Below are 19,989 nucleotides of genomic sequence, written 5' to 3' on the forward strand. Positions count from 1 at the left end.
GTGATCGCAGCGTTTGCAATAGCTGTGGCGGGCATGTACGCACTTGTCGTGCCGGGCATGCAATCCGCTCAGGCCTCCGGCACGGTGGTCAGCTATATCGTCCGTCCGGGGGATACGCTGTGGGCTTTCGCGGCCGAGGCCACGCCTGCCGGAGGGGATGTGAACGACACGTTGGATGAGCTCATGCGGCTCAACCATCTCGACTCGGCACAGCTTTCGGTGGGGCAGCGCATCGTGGTCCCGGCCACGGAATCGGCATGAATGCAACCCGCCGGTGGCGATCGGCAGGGGTGACGGGTTACTGTAGGTACATGCATTGTCCTTTTTGTCAGAACCCCGACACCAAAGTCGTCGATACGCGCATCAGCGATGATGGCCATGCGATCCGTCGGCGCCGCGAATGCCCGAAGTGCGGCAAGCGCTTCACCACGATGGAGACGTCCACGCTTCTGGTCGTGAAACGATCCGGCAACGTGGAGCCCTTCAGCCGCGACAAGGTCATCTCCGGCGTGCGCAAGGCGTGTCAAGGCAGGCCGATCCGCGAGGAGGATCTCAAGATGCTGGGGCAGCGCGTGGAGGAGGACCTTCGCTCGCGCGGATTGGCGCAGATCGATTCGGACGAGGTCGGCAGGGCCATCCTCAAACCGTTGCGCGATCTGGACGAAGTGGCGTACCTGCGGTTCGCCAGCGTGTACCGGAATTTCAGCAACCTTGCCGATTTCGAAAACGCCATCCACGAGCTCAAGGCCTTGCGCGAGGGCCATGCGGTTCAGGAGAGCTGAAAACCGGAGCATATGAAAACGCCCGCTCCCCGGCATGGCATACGGGAGAACGGGCGTCTGCGGCGGAGAGTGCAATCAACGTGAACCGAAGAGCGGAAGGCCTGATCGGTTCACGTTGATTCAGCGCACGATGCGCATGCGGATGGTGCCTTCGAGGTGGGCCAGCTTGTCGAGCGTGGTCTCGCTCGGCATGGTGGCCACGTCGGTGACCACGTAACCAAGCTCGCCTTCGGTGGCCAGGGACTGCGCGGAGATGTTGATGTTCTCGGCGCCGAGCACGTGGTTCACGCGGGCCAGCACGCCGGGCAGGTTCTCGTGCAGGTGGGCGATGCGTGCCACGCCGGTGTGCGGACCCAGATTGAGCTGGGGCAGGTTCACGGACAGGGCGGTCGAGCCCTTCTCCACGTAGTCCTCGAGGCGCTGCGAGACGAAGTGGCCGATCGACTCCTGGGCCTCCAGCGTGGAGCCGCCGATGTGCGGGGTGAGGATCATGTTGTCCTCGTTCGCCAGCGGCGTATGGAACGGATCGCCGCTCTTCTTCGGCTCGACGGGGAACACGTCCACGGCGGCGCCGGCGATGTGACCGGAATCGAGGTGGCGCTTGAGCGCATCGAGATCGGCCACGAACCCGCGCGACAGGTTGATGAAGATGGCACCCGGCTTCATGTGGGCGAACTGGTCCTCGCCGAAGAACCCGGTGTTTGACTTGCGGCCGTCCACATGCAGCGTGACGGCGTCGGACTGCTCGAGCAGCTCGTTGAGCGTGCCGCAGCGAGCTGCGTTGCCCAGCGCCAGCTTCTCCTCCAGGTCGTAGAACACCACGCGCATGCCCAGCGCCTCGGCCAGCACCGACAGCTGGGAGCCGATGTTGCCGTAGCCGATGATGCCCAGCGTCTTGCCGCGCACCTCGTGCGAACCGGACGCGGACTTATCCCACACGCCCTGCTTGATGTGATGGGTGTGGGCCGGAATGCGGCGCATCAGGCAGATGATGTCGCAGATCACCAGCTCCACCACCGAACGCGTGTTGGAATACGGGGCGTTGAACACGGCGATGCCCCTACGGCCCGCGGCGGGCAGGTCGACCTGATTCGTGCCGATGCAGAAGCAGCCCACGGCCGTAAGGTTCGGCCGTGCGGCCAGCACGCGGTCCGTGACGTTCGTCTTGGACCGCACGCCCAGCAGGTCCACGCCGTCCAGCGCGTCGATGAGCTCGTCCTCGCCGAGCGCGCCCTTCATGGTTTCGACCTCAAAACCATGATTGCGCAGACTCTCGGCGGCGAAGGGATGGATGTTCTCCAACAATAACGCTTTAGCCATGGCACCTACTCTAGAGGGGGAGGTCGTCCGAGTCGCGTTCGGTCCGCACTATGGTCAGCCTCTGGGTCGGGCGTGTCATCGCCACGTACAGGTCCGAAGCCGCCACCAGACGGGAGGCCGCCTCGTTCTCGATCTCCCCGGGCTGCACCACCACGACCGCGTCGTATTCGAGGCCCTTCACGGCTTCCGTGTCGCACACCACCACCTGACGGTCCCAGGCGCCCTGTTCCGCCAGACGCTTCGCGTTCGACTCGCCCAGCGTCTTCGTCACCGCCTTGGCCACGGCCCTGCGCAACGCGCCCAGACGTCCCGTCGGGGCGATGACCGCCACGCGGCCGGTGCCGTCCGCGGACACGAACTCCTGGGCGAGCCGCGCCGCCGTCTTCGCCGCGCGCCGTACCAGATCGTCGCCGTCCTCCGCCAGCAGGCGCTGCACCGAACCCGGCACCTGCCTGACCGCATTCACCGTGGAAATGTACAGGCCCTCCGCCGTGGCGAAGCGGGCCGCCATGTCGGAAACCTCCTGCGGATTGCGGTAGTTGATCGTCAGCTCGTTGAGATCCCAGTTGTCCGCGCCGAACAGCGGATCCAGCGTCTTCGCCCAGTGCCGGGTGCCGCCCAACGCGGAGGTCTGTGCCACATCGCCCACGATCGTGAACGAGCGCGACGGGCAGCGACGGATGAGCATGCGCCAATCCATGGCCGTCAGCTCCTGCGCCTCGTCCACCACGATGTGCCCGTAAGTCCACTCGCGGTCCGAAGCCGCACGCTGCGCCGCCGTCTCGTCGTCCATGCCGTTGATCTGGTCGATGAGCATCTGCGAGGTGACGATGCCCGAGCCGATGCCCGCCTGTGCCAGCGTATCGCGTGCATACTGCTCCTCCGCGGCTCGCTGTGCGTCCGCTGCGGCGTTCCGGTTCGCCAGCTTCGGGTCCGGACCCAGCAGCTCGTACGCCTCGTCCAGCAGGGGCACGTCCGAACGGGTCAGGGCGGAACCCTGGGCTCGCGTCAGCTCCGACACTTCCTCGTCCGACAGCCACGGCGCAAACCGCTTGAGCCGCTTCGCCTTGGAGAACATGTTGTCAATGAGCCATTCGGGGTTCATCGGCAACCACGCCAGATTCAGCGTGGTACGCACCTTGTCGTTCATGCGCAGCAGCGACGTGACGCGGCTCAGTTCCGACTGCTCCGGCGTGTAGTCCAGCTGCTCGGCGTACCGGGCCGTCATGGCGCGCAGCATGCTCTTGACGAACGTCTCGCGCGCCTTGTTGTGCTGCTGGCGCGTACGCCGGGCGTCCAGCTGCGCCTGTTCGATGTCCGCCGCCGTCATGGGCACGCGGAACCCGTTGACCGAGACGGTCGGCAGGTTACCGGGCACGCGCACGCGGGCCGCCACGGCGTTCGCCACGGCGTTCGCCATGCGACGGTCGCCCTTGAGCCGGGCCGCGGCGGGAGAATCAACCGCCTTCGCATCCACTCCCGGAATGAGGTCCGCAATGGTACGGCTTACTACGCCGGTCTCGCCCAGGGACGGCAGCACCTGATCGATGTAGTGCAGGAACGCGGAGGACGGACCCACCACGAGCACGCCGGAATGCTCCAGCGCACGCCGGTGCGTGTACAGCAGGTAGGCCGCGCGGTGCAGCGCCACGGCCGTCTTGCCGGTGCCGGGACCTCCCTGCACCACCACCGCGCGATTGAGCTCGGTGCGGATGATCCGGTCCTGCTCGGCCTGGATGGTGGCCACGATGTCCGTCATCTTGCCGGTGCGCCGCGAGCTCAGCGAGGCGAGCAGCGCCCCCTCGCCGGTCAGCGTGCCCGCGCTGGAGGCCGCGCCCACCTGATCGGAATGCACGTCCAGCACTTCGTCCTCCACGCTCACCACCTTGCGGAAGCTCAGCGTGATGTGCCGGCGCATCACGATGTCCCCGTGGCTCGACGGCGTTGCCTCGTAGAACGGGCGGGCGGCTTCGGCGCGCCAGTCGGTCAGGATCGGCTCGTGGCTCTCGTCGGACAGGCCGATGCGCCCGATGTACCGCCGTTCGCCGGTGGACGTATCGAGCCTGCCGAACACCAGACGGTCCTCCACGGCCCGCAGCTGGGAGAGACGGTCCTCGTACATGGTGGCGAACGAGTCACGCTCCGTGCGCTGGGTGGGGGAGCCGTGCGAGCCGGCCGCGCGGACGGCGCTCAGGCGCTCGCGGGCCTGGGCTCGCAGGTCGTCGAGCCTGCCGTAGGCTCTGTCGACGGACTCCTGCTCCTCGCTCAACTGGGACGCGTAACCGGACATAGACTTCGTTCCCTCTCCCTTACGGTGGCGCGGTTGCACAGGCATGCGGCACGGTCGGAAAGACGGTGCCGGGGCTCCTGCGGTGCGGCGCATCGGCAAAAACTAGGAAAACCAATGTACTCCCACCTCTCTACGGCAGAGGGGCCGCAGACGCCGCCGGATTGAACTTTTCGTGAATTCCGCAGGAGGCATTCCGCCTGCGTGAGTATGTGGGGCCGCGACCCGACGGTGCGTGAGCGTGCCTTCGTGAGCGCGCGAGCCGGCAGCACGGTGGATAACTCCGGGCGCAGTCGTCCCCGCCATTGACGGCACGACCCGTGTTGTGCAGAATTGAGGATGATTTTCGCCTCACAGTGGGGAACTTTGGGGATAAGTGGGGTAAAGTGGGGAACGTTGCGAGCAGTGTACCCAAATTCGGTGTGCATGGATCGTTGTGCCGGACCGTACATCCGGCTCATGCTCATGGCCGCGTGTTCAACAATTTCAAGGAGGTGGGGATATGTCCGACGAATCCAGCGACGCATTCGACGCGTTTCCCCCGCTCCTGCTGGGCACGTACACGCCGAAGATCGATGCGAAGGGCCGCATGGCGCTGCCCGCCAAGTTCCGCTCCCAACTGGGCTCCGGTCTGGTGATGGCCCGCGGCCAGGAACGCTGCGTCTACCTGCTGCCCATCAGCGAATTTCGCCGCGTGGCCGCGCAGATCCAGCGCACGTCGCTCGGCAACAAGGCCGCCCGCGAATATCTGCGCGTGTTTCTGTCCGGTGCCACGGACGAGGTCCCCGACCGTCAGGGCCGCGTGCTCGTGCCGCAGATGCTGCGCGACTACGCCGATCTGGGCGACGACATCGTGGTGATCGGCGTGGGCACCCGTGCCGAGGTGTGGAACCGCACCGCGTGGGAGGCCTACCTCAACGAGAAGGAAGAGGCGTATTCCGATATTGCCGATGACGTACTGCCGGTGGTGGATTTCTGATGAGTGAACCTGCAATGAATGAATCCGTGATGAACGACCCCGACATCGCCCGCATCCACAAGCCCGTGCTTCTGGAGGATTGCGTGGATCTCGTCGCCCCGGCGCTGACCCGTCGCCCCGGCGCGACCGTGGTCGACTGCACCCTGGGACTGGCGGGGCATTCCACCGCGTTCCTCAAGGCTGCTCCCGAGGCCCGGCTCATCGGCATCGATCGCGACGCCGAGGCCCTGGCCCTGGCCACCCGCCGCCTGCGTGAGGCCGGGTTGGCCGACCGGTTCACCCCGGTGCACGCCGCCTTCGACGCGATGGGCGACGTGCTCGACCGGCTCGGCGTGACGGTCGTGGATGCGGTCTTCATGGATCTGGGCCTGTCCAGCCTGCAGATCGACGAGACCGACCGCGGCTTCTCCTACTCGCACGACGCTCCGCTCGACATGCGCATGGACGCCTCCCAGCCGCTCACTGCAGCGGATGTGCTGGCCCGCTACGACGTGCGGGACCTGACACGCATCTTCCGTGAATACGGGGAGGAGCGTTTCGCATCCAGGATCGCCGCGCGCATCGTGCACGACCGGGAGCGCGAGCCGCTCACCACCTCCGGCCAGCTCAACCGGCTCGTGGACGACGTGGTGCCCCAGGCGCACCGCCCGGCCGGCAACCCCGCCAAGCGCGTGTTCCAGGCGTTGCGCATCGAGGTCAACGGCGAGCTGGACAAGCTGGCGCGCACCTTGCCGCAGGCCGCCGCGCATCTGGCCGTGGGTGGCAGGATCGTCGTCGAGTCGTACCACTCGCTCGAGGACCGCACGGTCAAGCGATTCATGGCGCAGGGGCTCACCGCGGACGTGCCCGCCGGTCTGCCGGTCATTCCCGAGGACGCCCTGCCGTTCTTCCGCGATCTGACGCATGGCGCGGTCAAGGCCGACGAGGCGGAGATCGCCGCGAACCCGCGTTCGGCGTCCGTGCGCCTGCGGGCCGTGGAGCTCACCCGCCCCCTGCCCGAGCGGTGGATCCGGCAGTTTGCCCGCGCCGCCGTTGCAGGCCCTGCCCATCATGGACGTCCGCAGTCCGCAACCGCGCGTCCGGCACGCAATGTCCGTTCGGAAAGGAGGAGATGATGCCCGCAGCACTGCGCAAGACCCGTTCCACGCCGGCCCGCACGGCCCGTTCCGTCTCCGCCGCCGCACCGAATTCCGGCGAGACCGCCCGCGTCCAGGCCTCTCGTTCCACGCCGGCCCGCACTGCCGAACCGCGTCCCCGCACGCAGCCCGCCGCCACCCGCAGACCCGAACTGCACGTGATTCAGGGCCGTAAGCGCCAACCCGGCGCCGAGGCCGTGACGGATGGCTTCCAGCGCCTCTTCGCCTGGGTGACCGGCCGACGTTCGCCGTTCCTCACCGTCGTCGTCGCAGCGGCGTTTCTGGGCGGCACGCTGCTCGGCACGCTGGCCCTGCGTACGCAGATGGTCGAATACTCGTTTGAATCGGCCCGCGTGAGCCGGTCGATCGCCATGCTCACCCAGGACGCACAGACCTACCAGAGCGAGCTGGACCGGCTGGAGGCCCAGTTGCCCGAGCGCGCCACGCAGATGGGCATGGTGCCCCAGCAGGGCACGCTGTCCATCGACCTGCAGGGCTACCAGCCGCCTGCGGACGACGAGGCTGCGAACGCCGCGCAACAGCAGACGCAACAGACCGAGCAATCCAAGGAAGGACAGTGATGGGCGGACCGTTCAAGCGCATCCTTGCCAGGCACACGCCGTTCTTCAACCGCGTGATGGCCATCTCCCTCGTCTTCGCGGTCATCGCATGCACGGCGTTGGGCAAGCTCGCGTACATGCAGCTGCTGGAGGGGTCGTCCACCGCGCAGGCCGCCACGAACAGCCGCACCACCAAGGTCACCCTGACCGCCCAGCGCGGCTCGATCGTGGACGTGAACGGCAACGTACTGGCCCAGAGCGTGGAGCGCTACACCATCATCGGAGACCCGCTCGTCGCCAGCACCTTCGAACCCGTGGACTGCGGCACGGCCAAGGCCAGCCAGTACGGCTACTGCCACAGCATCGACGGCCAGAACGTGGGCCAGACCGGGCCGGCCGCCGTGGCGCGCCTGCTTGCCCCCGTGCTCGGCATGAACGCCATGGAGCTGGGCGCCAAACTCACCGGCACCGGCCGCTACGTTGTGCTCGCCAAGGACGTGGAACCCGCCGTCAAGCGCCAGATCGACGCGTTGCACATCAGCAGCGTGGTCAGCGCGCAGAACGCCAGCCAGCGCACGTACCCCAACGGGGCACTGCTCGGCACGCTGCTCGGCGGCGTGGACGACTCCGGCTCCGGCGTCTCCGGACTCGAACAGATGGAGAATGACCAGCTCACCGGCACCGACGGCTACCAGATCTACCAGCGCGGCAATCTGGGCCAGAAGATCCCCGGCACGCAGACCCAGTCCGTGGACCCGGTCAACGGCTCGACGGTCAGGCTCACCATCGACCGCGACGTGCAATGGTACGTGGAGAACGCGCTGAAGGACGCCAAGGCCAAGTACAACGCGAAATGGGCCATGGCCGTGGTCTCCAACGTGAACGGGGACATTCTCGCCATGGCGGACTCCGACCAGTATCAGGCCGGCAGCTCCGACGCCAAGATGCATACCTCGCGCGTGGGCACCGAACTGTTCGACCCGGGCTCCACCGGCAAGGTCATCACCATGGCCGGACTGCTGCAGGAGGGCCTGCACCAGGCGTCAGACCAGTTCTCCGTGCCGTCCACCATCACCGAGGACGGCCAGACGTACAAGGATTCGCACGAGCACGGCACCAGCAGGTGGACGCTCGCCGGAATCCTGCAGAACTCCTCGAACGTGGGCATGATCATGGCCTCCAAGAACTACGCGGACGATCTGCGCTACGACTACCTCGCCAAGTTCGGCGTGGGCAAGACATCCGGCTTGGGTCTGCCCGGCGAGTCCCCGGGCGCCCTGACCTCCGCTGACCGGTGGGACCGCCGTACGCGCAACACCGTGCTGTTCGGTCAGGGCTATTCCGTGACCGCGCTGCAGCTCAACAGCATCGGCGAGACGTTCGCCAACCACGGCGTCAAGCCCCAGCAGCGGCTCATCCGCTCGGTGATCGACGCCAACGGCAAGGAAACCGAGAACCGGAGCGAGGCGGGCACGCGCGTGGTGGACGAGCACGCGGCCAACGACGTGCTCAACGCCATGGAATCCGTGGCGGAGAGCTACTCCAAGACGGTCTCCGTGCCCGGCTATCGCGTGGCCGCCAAGACGGGTACCGCCGAGGTGGCCGGCGATTCCGGCGCGCTCACCTCCATCGTGGCCGACTGGCTGGGCATCATTCCGGCGGACAATCCCCAGTACGTGATCACCGTGGTGCTCAAGGATCCGACCGGCACCTACGGCGGCGTGACCGCGGGCCCCGTGTTCGCGCAGATCGCCCAGTTCCTCATGCAGAAGTACGAGGTGGCGCCCTCTGCGCCGCGCACGGACGCGATTCCGACGGACTGGTGAGCGACCGGGCGAAGATGGAATACGGGAAGGGTCCGAGGAGACGATGACAATGGTGGCAAGGTATTGCGGCAGACGGACTGCCGGGGCGGAAAGGCGGAAGACATGGGCGCGGTGAACGAATCGTTGATGCAGCGCACGACGCTGGAGACGCTGTGCAGCCGGTACGGGCTGACCGTCAGTCCCGCCTGCGCGTCCCCCGTGACCGTCACCGCCCTTGCGGACGACATCTCCTCCGTGCGTCCCGGCACCCTGTTTGTGCCGCTCGGCGAGGAGGTGACCCCGGAACTGCTGCGCCGCGCCCTGAACCGCGGCGCCTACGCCGTGCTCGTGCCTGTGTCCATGCGCGGTTTTCTGGCCGATGCGGACCTGCCGGTGCTCTATGGCGATCTTGACGCCCGGCGGCTGGGCGAACTCGCCGCGGATCTGGCGGGCAAGCCGTCCGACGCGCTCGCCATGTTCGGTGTGGTCGGCCCCGGGGCGGACGAAACCATTCGCGTCCTGTCCGAATTCCTGCACGTGCTCGGCAATCCCGTGGGCCGCGTGAGCGCCGGCGGATCATATTCGCTGGACCGTGAGCTCGACCACCGCTGTCCGCTCGGCACGTTCGAGGTGCAGCACGAACTCGCCGTGTGCGCGGAGGACGGGGCGGCCGCCGTGGTGGTTGCCGTGGAACCCGGTACCTTGCGTCCCGGGGCGCTGAGCTCGGTGAACATGGACGTGATCGCCGTGGCAGATGCGGCCGGGATGAGCGTGGACACGCAGCGCCAGCTGCTCGAGGCCTCCGCCGACGACTACGGCTTCCCCATCGGGGAGGACACCCATCTGACGTGGCGGAACGCCGATTCCGACGCTCTGGCCAAGCAGGCGAGCGGCACGGACGATCCGGCGAGCGTCGCCCGGCTGTCCACCAGCATCGCCATGGTGATGGCGGCCGGAGTGCGCCGCGGGAACATCAGGAACGCCTTGCGCGTCTCCCGGGAGCTGTCGTGAGCGAACCGTCATGAACGCGGGTAACCCCCACCGTCACCGATACGAACAAACCGATACGAACAAATCGATACGCACAATGTCTGAAAGGTTGATGACCACCGTGTGTGAACCGTCCCAGTCATCCGAATCCACGATGATGCCCATGTCCCTCGGCGAGATCGCCCGCGCGGTCGCCGGGCGGCTGACCGTGCCCGAAACCGCCGCCGTGCGCGATACCGCGGCGCTCCTCGCCACGAGCGCGGTGAGCGACTCCCGTCAGGCCGGCGAGGGCTCGGTGTTCGTGGCCATCCGCGGCGAGCGCGTGGACGGGCACGACTACGTGGCCTCCTTGGCCGACAAGGGCGCCGTGGCCGCGATCGTCGAGCATGAGGTGCCCGGCGCGCCGATCGCCCAGATCATCGTGGACGCCAGCGTCACGGCACTGGGCGCGCTCGCCCGACACAACATCGAGCGCCGGCGCGCGACCGGCGAACCGTTCACCGTCGTCGGCATCACCGGCTCCGTGGGCAAGACCACCACCAAGGATCTGCTGAAGGCCATGCTCGCCGAACTCGGCCCCACCGTGGCTCCCGTCGGCTCGTTCAACAACGAGATCGGCCTGCCGCTCACCGCGCTCAAGGTCAACGCGGGCACGCGCTACTTCGTGGCGGAGATGGGCGCCAACCACGTGGGGGAGATCGCGTACCTGACCGGTATCGTGCCGCCGGACATGGCCGTGGTGCTCAAGGTGGGCGTGGCCCATCTGGGCGAGTTCGGCTCGGTGGAACGCATCGCGCAGGCCAAGAGCGAGATCGTGCGCGGCGAGCTGCCCGGCGGCGTGACGGTGCTCAACGCGGACGACGAGCACGTGGCCGCCATGCGCTCCATCGCCCCCGGAGACGTGGTCTGGTTCGGCCGCAAGGACGGGCACGACGGCCGCGCCACGGACCTTCAGGCCATGGACGTGCACCACGACGAACTCGACCATCCGTCCTTCACCCTCACCGACGGCACCGCGTCCGCGGCCGTGCATCTGGCGATCTGCGGCGACCACAACGTGATCAACGCGCTCGCCGCCGCCACCGTGGCCAGGCGTCTCGGCCTGCCGGTGGAGCGGATCGCCCGCGTGCTGGAGGATCAGCGACACATCAGCCCCCACCGCATGGCCGTCAGCCGCGTGGAGCGCGGGGGAGCGGCCTTCACGCTCATCGACGACTCGTTCAACGCGAACCCGGATTCCATGCGCGCCGGCCTCGACGGTCTGGCCGCGTGGGGCGCCTCCCGCGAGCCGACCCCCGCGCGCATGGCCGTGCTCGGCGCCATGCTGGAGCTCGGCGAGGACGCTTCCCGCCTGCACCGCGAAACCGGCGCCTACGCGGCACGGCTCGGTCTGGATGCCGTGGTCGCCGTCGGTTCGGCCTCGGACCCCGCGCTGGACGCGCTCGCCGGGGACATCGCCGCCGGCGCACGCGAGGCCGGCGAGGCGTCCGGGCGTGACGTATCGGTAGCATGGGTGCATGACGTGGATGCGGCCGACCGGGCTGTGACCGCCTTCGCGGCCGGCGCGGCCGACCCGGTGGTGCTGCTCAAGGGATCGCATGCCTCCGGCCTGAGCGCGCTGGCTGAGCGCTGGGCGTAGCAACGGCAAACAGGTCGCAACAAGCAAGAAGGAAAGAACTGTGATTGCGCTCATCATCGGAATGCTGGTGTCCCTCGTCGTGACGCTGGTGTGCACGCCGCTGCTCATCAGGCTGGTGCACAAGCTCCATTACGGCCAGTACATCCGTCAGGACGGGCCGAAGTCCCATCAGGTCAAGCGCGGCACGCCCACGCTCGGCGGTGTGGTCATCAATCTGGCCATCCTGCTCGGCTGGGGCGCCTCCGCGCTCTACCGGTACCTGCGCACCGGCGACGTGCCGTCCTGGTCCGCGGTGCTCGTGCTCTTCGCCATGCTGTCCATGGGCGTGCTGGGCTTCATCGACGACTTCGCCAAGGTGCGTAAGAAGCAGAACGAGGGCCTGACCATTCACGGCAAGTTCATCGGCCAGTTCATCTTCGCCACCGCGTACGCCGTGCTGGCCCTGCTCGTGCCCACCAAATCCGGCATGCCGAGCGCCCAGCCGGGCATGAGCTTCATCGAAACGCCGTTCCTCACCTTCGACTTCGCCGGCCGTGCGGTGGCCATCGTGCTGTTCGTCGTCTGGGTCAACCTGCTCATGACAGCCTGGACCAATGCCGTGAACCTCACCGACGGTCTCGACGGTCTGGCGGCGGGCAGCTCGATGATCGCGTTCGTCGGCTTCGCCATCATCGCGTTCTGGGAGAGCTACCACATCAAGGGCGGCAGCCACGAAGGCTTCTCCTATGCGGTGTCCGACCCGCTGGACCTGACCATCATCGCCGTGTGCGCCGCCGTGGCCTGTTTCGGGTTCCTGTGGTACAACGCCAACCCGGCGGAGATCTTCATGGGAGACACCGGCTCGCTGGCGCTGGGCGGCCTGTTCGCGGCGCTGTCCATCGCCACGCACACCGAATTCCTGGCCATCATCCTGGGCGGCCTGTTCGTGATCGAGGTGTGCTCGGACGTCATTCAGATCACCTCGTTCCATCTTGTTCACCGCCGCGTGTTCAAGATGGCGCCCATCCACCATCACTTCGAGTTGTGCGGATGGCCGGAAACCCGCGTGGTGGTGCGCTTCTGGATGATCGAGCTCATCTTCGTGCTGCTCGCCCTGGTGCTGTTCTACTGGGATTGGGCCGCACGCAGCGGTCTGGTGTGATCGGTCCGTGGCGTGCCGGCCCGGGGCATGCTAGACCAGTGGCGGAAACGTTGAACGAGGCATGATTGACGGAGGTTTGACGATGATCGATATGAGTGACAAGACCGTGGTGGTCGCCGGACTCGGCGTGTCCGGGCGCAGCGTGCGCAGCGTGCTGGCGAGCCGCGCGAAGCGGGTGATCGGCGTGGACGAGCATCGCGACGATGCCGATCTGCAATCCTTTGACGCGATCCCGTGGGACGACGTGGACCTCGTCATGACCTCGCCCGTGTTCAACCCGCGCACCCCGTTCATCCTCGAGGCGCAGCGCCGCGGCATTCCCGTCGTCAGCGAGGTGGAGATCGCGTGGATGCTACGTACGAACAATGCGAAGACCGGTTCCCCCGCGGGGTGGATCGGCATCACCGGCACCAACGGCAAGACCTCCACCACCGAAATGACATCCGCCATGCTCACCGCCGCCGGTCTTGACGCGCCCGCCGTGGGCAACATCGGCAAGGCCGTCTCCCACGCCGCCGTAGACCCGGCGCACGACGCGCTGTGCGTGGAGCTGAGCTCCTTCCAGATGCACTTCACCGATTCGCTGCAGCTCGACTGTGCGGCCATCACCAATCTGGCAGACGATCACCTCGACTGGCATGGTGGGTTCGACAACTATGCGCACGACAAGTCCAAGGTGTATCGCGGCGTCAAACGCGCGCTGGTCTACAACGCGGACGATGAGCGCGTCACCGCCATCGCCCATGCCGCCGAACCGGCGCCCGGATGCCGCCGGATCGGCTTCACGCTCGGCACTCCCCAGGCCGGGCAGATCGGCGTGGAGGACGGCTGGGTGGTCGACATGAGCGGCGTGGCGGGCGGCGTCGCAGGCGAGGCGAACCGACTCGCCCCCGTCTCCTCCTTCCGTCACCTGACCGAACCGGACGGCACCGTCTACCCGCACCTTCTGGCCGACGGCCTGACTGCCCTGGCGCTGTCGCTCGGCTACGGCATCGGCGTCGAGCCGGCCGTCCGCGCGCTGCAGGACTTCGCCCCCGGCGGCCACCGCATCGTCACCGTCGCCACGCTGCCAGGCTCGGATCCCAAGGGCACCGACGCCATCCGTTTCGTGGACGATTCCAAGGCCACCAACGCGCATGCCGCGCATGCCTCCCTGTCCAGCTTCGCACCCAAGTCCGTGGTGTGGATCGCCGGAGGACTGGCCAAGGGCAGCCGGTTCGAGGACCTCGTGGCCGATCAGGCGCACACCATCGCCGCCGCCGTGATCATCGGCAAGGACCAGAGGCCCATGCTCGATGCCTTCGCCGCCGGCGCCCCGGACATCCCCCTGACCGTCATCGATCCGGACGGGGACGACGCCACCGTGATGGAACGTGCCGTGGATGCGGCCGGCGCGTACGCCCGTCCCGGCAGCGTGGTGCTTATGGCGCCCGCATGCGCCTCGTTCGACCAGTTCAAGTCGTACGCGGATCGAGGTGACCGCTTCGCCGCCGCCGCGACGCGTTGGGTGCGTGAGCATGCCGGCGAACGCTGAGCCGTCCCGCCGCCCGGCCGGGGAACGACGCTACACCGGCTGGCGCACGCTGTTCAATCCGCTGTGGTGCTACTGGGGGTTCATGGCTGCCGTGGCCGTGGTCACCATCTTCGGTCTGCTCATGGTGTTCTCGAGTTCCACCGTGGATTCGGTTGCCAAGAAGGAATCCCCGTGGAGCGAGTTGCGCGATCAACTTCTCTTCTGCGTCATCGGCTGCATCTTCGCCGCCGTCGCCAATCGCGTGCCTAAGGCAATCTACCAGCGGTTCGGGGTGTTCATCATCGGTGGGGCCTGGATCCTGCAGTCCCTCACCATGACGCCCCTGAAGGTGGGCGCCGGCGGCAACGCCGGTTGGATCGGCGTGGGGGGCGTCTCCTTCCAGCCCGCCGAATTCCTGAAGCTCGCCCTGTGCATCTGGCTGCCCGGGAGCATGATCCTCGCCCAGCGTCGCATGCGTTCCATGCCGTGGTACAAGGCATACCTGCTGCCGATCGTCGTGGCCGTCGTCAGCTTCGCGCTGGTCATGGTCGGCAAGGATCTGGGCACCGGCATGATCATTGTGCTCATCTGCGCGATCGCCTTCCTCATCGGCGGCTTCCCGATCAAATGGCTTGCCGGCGTGGGGCTGGTCGGCGCGGTGAGCATTGTAGGCGTGTTCGTGCTCGGCAGCAGCAACCGCATGTCCCGCATCCTCGCCACGTACGGCACGTGCAGTGCGGAGGACGCGCAGAGCGTGTGCTTCCAGTCCATTCACGGCAACTTCGCCATGGGTTCCGGTGGCCTGTTCGGCGTGGGGCTCGGCAACTCGCGCGAAAAGTGGAATTACCTGCCCGAGGCGCACAACGACTTCATCTTCGCGATCATCGGCGAGGAACTCGGCTTCGTGGGCGCCGGCCTGCTCATCGTCGGCTTCATGGCCATGGGCTGGTGTCTGGTATGCGTGGCGCTGCAGTGCCGGGACACCTACGCGAGCATGGTCATGGTGTGCATCGGCGGGTGGATCGTCGGTCAGGCACTCATCAACATCGCCGTCGTGCTGGGGCTGCTGCCGGTCATGGGCCTGCCCATGCCGTTCGTGTCCTCCGGAGGTTCAGCGCTCATCATGTGTCTGGGCGCCTCCGGCGTGGCGGTGCGCATGATGCGTTCGCAGCAAGACATCAGCGCGGCGCTGGACAAGGCCTGACCGGTGATCCGCGCTAGCCGTCGGCACGGTGGCGGGCCGTCGTTTATGGGGTGGCGCATGCGACGGCGCATTTGGCGGCGCATATGCGGCGAACGCGCCGCCAAGGGATTATGCTGTCTTGCATGAGTGAAACGAAGAAGGTACATGTGGTCCTGGCCGGTGGCGGCACGGCGGGGCATGTCAATCCGTTGCTGAGCGTCGCCAACGCCATCCGTGTCGCCCGTCCCGACGCCGTCGTCACCGTGCTGGGCGGCACCACCGGACTCGAGAACCAGCTGGTTCCCGCCGCCGGCTACGAGATGGACACCATCGAGAAGGTGCCGTTCCCGCGCGCCCTCAACGCGGCGGCCCTGACCTTCCCGGTGCGCTGGACGCGCGAGGTGCGCAAGGTCAAGGCCATTCTGACCGCCCGTGAGGCGGACGTGGTGTGCGGATTCGGCGGCTACATCTCCGCGCCCGTCTACCGCGCGGCGCACCGCATGGGCCTGCCCATGGCCATCCACGAGCAGAACGCGCGCGCCGGCATGGCCAACAAGCTGGGCGCCCGCTGGGCGGATTTTATCGGCACCGCCTATGACGGCACGGGATTGAAACCCGGGCCGAAGACCGTCACCGAGCGGGTGGGACTGCCGCTGCGCCCGGCCATCGCCACGCTGGCCGCACGGCTGGAGCATGACCCGCAGCTCGCCCGTGTGGAGGCGGCCTCCCAGCTGGGCGTGGACCCGACCCGTCCGCTCGTGCTCGTCACCGGCGGTTCGCTCGGCGCGCAGAGCCTCAACGAGGCCGTGGCCGGCAGTGCGCGTGAGCTGCTCGCCCACGCCCAGGTGGTCCATCTGACCGGCAGGGGCAAGCTCGAGGAGGTCAGGCGGCTCGTCGCGGGGTCCGCGGGCCCGGACGTGCTCAACGGACTCGGCATCGATCGGCTCGGGCAGGGCGACTACCATGCCGTCGAGTATCTGGAACGCATCGACCTCGCGTTCGCCTGCGCCGATCTGGTGATCTGCCGCTCCGGCGCCGGATCTGTCAGCGAGATCGCCGCACTGGGTCTGCCGGCCGTCTATGTGCCGCTGCCCATCGGCAACGGCGAACAGCGTTTCAACGCGCAGCCGGTGGTCGAGGCGGGAGGCGGCATCATGGTCACCGATTCCGATTTCACCGTGCGCTGGGTGCTCGACCATGTGCCCGCCCTGCTGGCAGACCATGACCGTCTCGCCGCCATGGGCAAGGCAGCGTGGGGATATGGCATCCGAGACGCCGCCGCCGTCATGGCCGACCGCGTGCTGGCTCTGGTGCGCGAGTAGTCGCGTTTGCACGCCCGCCGGCCGCCTCGCCGTTCGTTCGGTGACCGGTGGGCGTTCGGTCGCGTGGCGCGGCCATAATGAACTACGGCCCGTTGCGCGGCACCCGGAGTGCGGTGCCGCACGCTAGCGCCAAGACAAAACGTGCAAGGAGAGTTGTCCCGTGACCGAATCCACCATCGTGCTTGATCCCACCCATGCGTCCTTTGCCCCCGATGAAACCGTGGCGGATCTGGGCGTTACGCATTTCATCGGCATCGGCGGGGCGGGCATGAGCGTGCTCGCCGAGATGCTCCACGAGGAAGGCGTGACCGTTCAGGGGTCGGACCGCGAGGAAAGCGGCAAGACGCAACGGCTCAAGGCGCTCGGCATCGGCGTGAGCATCGGCCAGCAGGCCGGCAATGTGGCCGGCGCGCAGACTGTGGTGTTCTCCAGTGCCATCAAGCCGGACAATCCGGAGATCGTCGCCGCCGCGGCCGCCGGCACACGCATCGTGCACCGCAGCGACATCCTTGCCCTTCTGCTTTCCGCCAAGCGCGGCGTGACCGTGGCCGGCGCGCACGGCAAGACCACCACCAGCGCCCTGCTGGCGCACATTCTGGTGCATGCGGGCACCGGTGCACTCGCGGACCCGAGCTACGCGATCGGCGGGTCGATTCAGGGCCCTGACGGCGGCGTCATGGATGGCGGCCACGCGGGCCGTGGCGACGTGCTCGTGGCCGAGGCGGACGAGTCCGACGGCAGCTTCGAGAAGTACCGTCCGGCCATCGCCATCATCACCAACGCCGAGCCGGACCATCTGGACCACTACGGCGACGCCGCGCACTACCATGCCGCATTCGTGGAGCACGCCGGTCATGCGCAGGACCACGTGATCGTCTGCGGCGACGACGCCGGTGCGCGCGACGTGCTGGCGCAGCTGCCGGCCGAAGTCGCCGCACGGACCATCGTGTACACCACCGGCGAAGGCGGCCGGGAATTGCCCGACGCGGTGCGCGGATCGCTCGAGGCCGTCGTCGCCATCGAACACGAGCGAGAGGCGGCAGAATCCGGCGCCGAGCGCTTCACCGTCCACCTTCCCGCGGGATTTGCCGGCGAAGGCTCCGCGGCGCGCGACGTGCCGGTGAGTCTCGCCATCCCCGGCATCCACAACGCGCGCAACGCCACCGCCGCCATCCTTGCGGCCACGCTGCTCGGCATGGATCCGGACGTCGCAGCCCGGGCCGCCGCCGATTTCAAGGGTGCCGCGCGTCGCTTCCAGATCCGCGGCAGCGTGGAAGGCGTGACCGTGGTGGACGATTACGCGCACCACCCCACCGAAATCGCCGCCCTGCTCGACGCGGCCCGCCGCCGCTACCCGGAGTCCACGCTGCGCGTGCTGTTCCAGCCGCACCTGTTCTCCCGCACGCAGTTCTTCGCCCGCGAGTTCGCCCAGGCGCTCGCCAAGGCGGACGACGTGATCGTCACCTGTATCTTCCCCGCGCGCGAAAAGGCAGAGAACTTCCCGGGCGTCGGCGGGCAGACCGTGGTGGACGCGGCGGCCGGCATCGAACACGATCCGGTCGATTGGATCCGGGCCGTGCCGGACATGTGCCAGGCGGCCAAGATGCTGTGCATGCGCGCCCATCGCGGCGACGTGCTGTTCACCGTCGGCGCCGGCGACGTGACCCAGATGGCTACCGTCATGCTGCGTGTGCTCGAGGCGCACCGCGAGATGCATCAGGTCCACGCCTCCGCCGCCGACGCGGAGCGGCAATGACCGGACGCGTCGTCACATCCGGCGGCGAGAACGATCCGCGCGCTTCCTCCTCTGACGCTTCCTCCTCCTCCGGCCACTCCTCCGCTTCCGCGCGGAACCGTGGTGTCCGCTCCGGGCGGTCGGTCGGCAACGGCAGCGGCCGCATCGCGCGTTCCGCCGCAAGCCGCATGGGGCAGACCGACCTGAACGGGCGGAATGACGGTACGGGGCAACCCGGCGGTGCAGGACAGGCCGGCGGCAGCGGAAAGGCTCGCACGGCCGGGCAATCCGGCAAGCTTGGCCGGACCGGACGCGACGGCAAGGTCAGGCAGACCGGACGGACCATGCAGTCCGGTCGCGTGAACCGGCCCGATCGGGTTGAACCGTCCGGCGGTGTCGGCGGAACCGTGGCAGGTCATGGCGGTTCGGATGCCGCCGACACCGGTGTGCGCAGGTTCGTCCGCCATCCGCGCGTCACGAAGGCACAGCGCACGCCGCGTTCGTCGCGCCCGGCTGCGTCGGCCGCTTCGGCCGGACTGTCCCCGTCACCCGCTTACGCGTCATCCTCCACGGCCGCACGCCGCAACGGATCCGCAGCCGCCTCCGCGGGCTCGGATACCGTGCCGGACCGCCGCCCCACGCGTTCTCTGCCGGGCGGCTTCGTGGACGCCCGCGGTCTCAGGACGGACAGGGCGGTGGGGGAGCGGCTGCGCTCCGACGACGGCTCCGGCCCGTTCCGCCGCCCCAAGATCATCGGTTTCACCGCGCGCGCCCGGGAGGAACGCAAGGCCCGCACGCTCACCGTGCTCATCCGCGTCGGCATCGCCGCGCTGGCGGCCGCGCTCGTCGCCGCGCTGGTCTGGCTGCTGTTCTTCTCCCCGGTGCTGAAGCTGCAGCCCGAACGGATCAGCGTGCAGGGCGCCAACGAGTGGGTGAGCGCCGAACAGGTGTCGTCCATCGCGGCCGAACAGGCAGGTCGATCGCTCATCGTGGTGTCCACGGGTACCATTGCCGACCGGCTCAAGGCCATGCCCGGCGTCACGTCCGCGCAGGTGGACAAGCGATGGCCGCATGGCCTCACCATCACCGTGGCCGCGCAGAAGCCAGCAGCCGTGCTCAAGTCGGCGGACGGCGCCATGACCGCCGTGGACAGCCAGGCGCGTGTGCTCAACGCCGTGGGTGCCTCCGTGGCCGGCATCCCGGTGATTGACGTGGACAGCGTCTCCGCCGGGCTGGAGAACCGCGCCGTGCAGCAGGCGCTGCAGATCCTCGCGTCCCTGCCCGAGTCGATGCGTCAGCGCATCGGTTCGGTCACCGCGAAGACGCAGGACTCGGTCACCACCGTCCTCGACGGCGGCAACTACACGATCGTCTGGGGCGACGCCTCGCAGCTGACGCTCAAGAAGGCGGAGGTGAACAAGATTCTGGGTGATCCGGCCGTCATCGGGGACAAGCATCAGGTCGACGTGACCTCGCCGCGAAAGCCCATCATCAAATAACCTCCGCGTCCCGTTTGTCGCAAATTGGAAAGAATGACCGCAAAAAGGGCTCTCCGAGGGTGGATTTCGCGGTCAATCCTTCCAATCTGCGAGTTGCG

At 67.7% G+C, this 19,989-nt stretch carries 16 protein-coding genes; 14 read left to right on the forward strand and 2 right to left on the reverse strand.

The features are described 5' to 3' along the window. Positions 1-33 precede the first annotated feature (33 nt). Entirely contained in the window at positions 34-261 is a 228-nt protein-coding gene (locus AC1AZA_RS03155; protein WP_476513292.1) for a LysM peptidoglycan-binding domain-containing protein, read from the forward strand. Positions 262-311: 50 nt separating this feature from the next. Continuing rightward, positions 312-782, forward strand: coding sequence for a transcriptional regulator NrdR (gene nrdR, locus AC1AZA_RS03160; protein ID WP_476513293.1), 471 nt, complete (start codon positions 312-314; stop codon positions 780-782). A gap of 120 nt (positions 783-902) precedes the next feature. On the opposite strand, the gene serA is transcribed toward nrdR, so the two are convergent. Together serA and AC1AZA_RS03170 are read right to left on the reverse strand one after the other, a co-directional pair. After that, positions 903-2,102, reverse strand: a complete 1,200-nt coding sequence (serA, locus tag AC1AZA_RS03165; protein ID WP_476513294.1) for a phosphoglycerate dehydrogenase — start codon at positions 2,100-2,102, stop codon at positions 903-905. A gap of 10 nt (positions 2,103-2,112) precedes the next feature. Further along, positions 2,113-4,392 (reverse strand): HelD family protein, encoded by a 2,280-nt coding sequence (locus tag AC1AZA_RS03170; protein WP_476513295.1) that lies wholly within the window; start codon positions 4,390-4,392, stop codon positions 2,113-2,115. Between the two features lie 499 nt (positions 4,393-4,891). Between AC1AZA_RS03170 and mraZ the strand changes: the two genes are divergently transcribed. From mraZ to AC1AZA_RS03230, 12 genes are all read left to right on the forward strand, one after another. Further along, the gene (gene mraZ, locus AC1AZA_RS03175; protein ID WP_476513296.1) at positions 4,892-5,368 is read left to right on the forward strand and encodes a division/cell wall cluster transcriptional repressor MraZ; all 477 of its coding nucleotides are present in this window, start codon (positions 4,892-4,894) and stop codon (positions 5,366-5,368) included. A 29-nt stretch (positions 5,369-5,397) separates the two neighbouring features. After that, positions 5,398-6,483 carry a 16S rRNA (cytosine(1402)-N(4))-methyltransferase RsmH gene (rsmH, locus tag AC1AZA_RS03180; protein ID WP_476513490.1) on the forward strand — a complete coding sequence of 362 codons (1,086 nt, stop codon included), beginning with the start codon at positions 5,398-5,400 and terminating at the stop codon, positions 6,481-6,483. Continuing rightward, positions 6,483-7,085: a cell division protein FtsL gene (gene ftsL / locus AC1AZA_RS03185; RefSeq protein ID WP_476513297.1), complete on the forward strand. Its 603-nt coding sequence runs from the start codon at positions 6,483-6,485 to the stop codon at positions 7,083-7,085. The genes rsmH and ftsL overlap by 1 nt, the downstream gene beginning before the upstream one ends. Continuing rightward, on the forward strand, positions 7,085-8,890 hold the full coding sequence (locus AC1AZA_RS03190) for a peptidoglycan D,D-transpeptidase FtsI family protein (RefSeq protein WP_476513298.1): 1,806 nt from the start codon (positions 7,085-7,087) through the stop codon (positions 8,888-8,890). The genes ftsL and AC1AZA_RS03190 overlap by 1 nt, the downstream gene beginning before the upstream one ends. A gap of 102 nt (positions 8,891-8,992) precedes the next feature. Then, the gene (locus tag AC1AZA_RS03195) at positions 8,993-9,880 is read left to right on the forward strand and encodes a UDP-N-acetylmuramyl peptide synthase (protein ID WP_476513299.1); all 888 of its coding nucleotides are present in this window, start codon (positions 8,993-8,995) and stop codon (positions 9,878-9,880) included. A gap of 133 nt (positions 9,881-10,013) precedes the next feature. Beyond that, complete coding sequence (locus AC1AZA_RS03200; RefSeq protein WP_476513491.1) at positions 10,014-11,498, forward strand: UDP-N-acetylmuramoyl-tripeptide--D-alanyl-D-alanine ligase; 1,485 nt, start codon at positions 10,014-10,016, stop codon at positions 11,496-11,498. A gap of 40 nt (positions 11,499-11,538) precedes the next feature. Beyond that, a complete protein-coding gene (gene mraY / locus AC1AZA_RS03205; protein ID WP_476513300.1) occupies positions 11,539-12,639 on the forward strand; it encodes a phospho-N-acetylmuramoyl-pentapeptide-transferase in 1,101 nt (366 codons plus the stop codon). Positions 12,640-12,721: 82 nt separating this feature from the next. Beyond that, complete coding sequence (gene murD, locus AC1AZA_RS03210) at positions 12,722-14,173, forward strand: UDP-N-acetylmuramoyl-L-alanine--D-glutamate ligase (protein ID WP_476513301.1); 1,452 nt, start codon at positions 12,722-12,724, stop codon at positions 14,171-14,173. Then, positions 14,157-15,356 (forward strand): peptidoglycan glycosyltransferase FtsW, encoded by a 1,200-nt coding sequence (locus tag AC1AZA_RS03215; RefSeq protein ID WP_476513302.1) that lies wholly within the window; start codon positions 14,157-14,159, stop codon positions 15,354-15,356. Before murD ends, AC1AZA_RS03215 begins: the two co-directional genes overlap by 17 nt. Before the next feature lie 122 nt (positions 15,357-15,478). Then, positions 15,479-16,657, forward strand: a complete 1,179-nt coding sequence (locus tag AC1AZA_RS03220) for a UDP-N-acetylglucosamine--N-acetylmuramyl-(pentapeptide) pyrophosphoryl-undecaprenol N-acetylglucosamine transferase (protein ID WP_476513303.1) — start codon at positions 15,479-15,481, stop codon at positions 16,655-16,657. A 160-nt stretch (positions 16,658-16,817) separates the two neighbouring features. After that, positions 16,818-18,413: a UDP-N-acetylmuramate--L-alanine ligase gene (gene murC / locus AC1AZA_RS03225; protein WP_476513304.1), complete on the forward strand. Its 1,596-nt coding sequence runs from the start codon at positions 16,818-16,820 to the stop codon at positions 18,411-18,413. Further along, positions 18,410-19,891 (forward strand): cell division protein FtsQ/DivIB, encoded by a 1,482-nt coding sequence (locus AC1AZA_RS03230; RefSeq protein WP_476513305.1) that lies wholly within the window; start codon positions 18,410-18,412, stop codon positions 19,889-19,891. Before murC ends, AC1AZA_RS03230 begins: the two co-directional genes overlap by 4 nt. Positions 19,892-19,989 lie beyond the last annotated feature (98 nt).

The sequence above is a fragment of the Bifidobacterium sp. LH_389 genome, assembly GCF_056357235.1.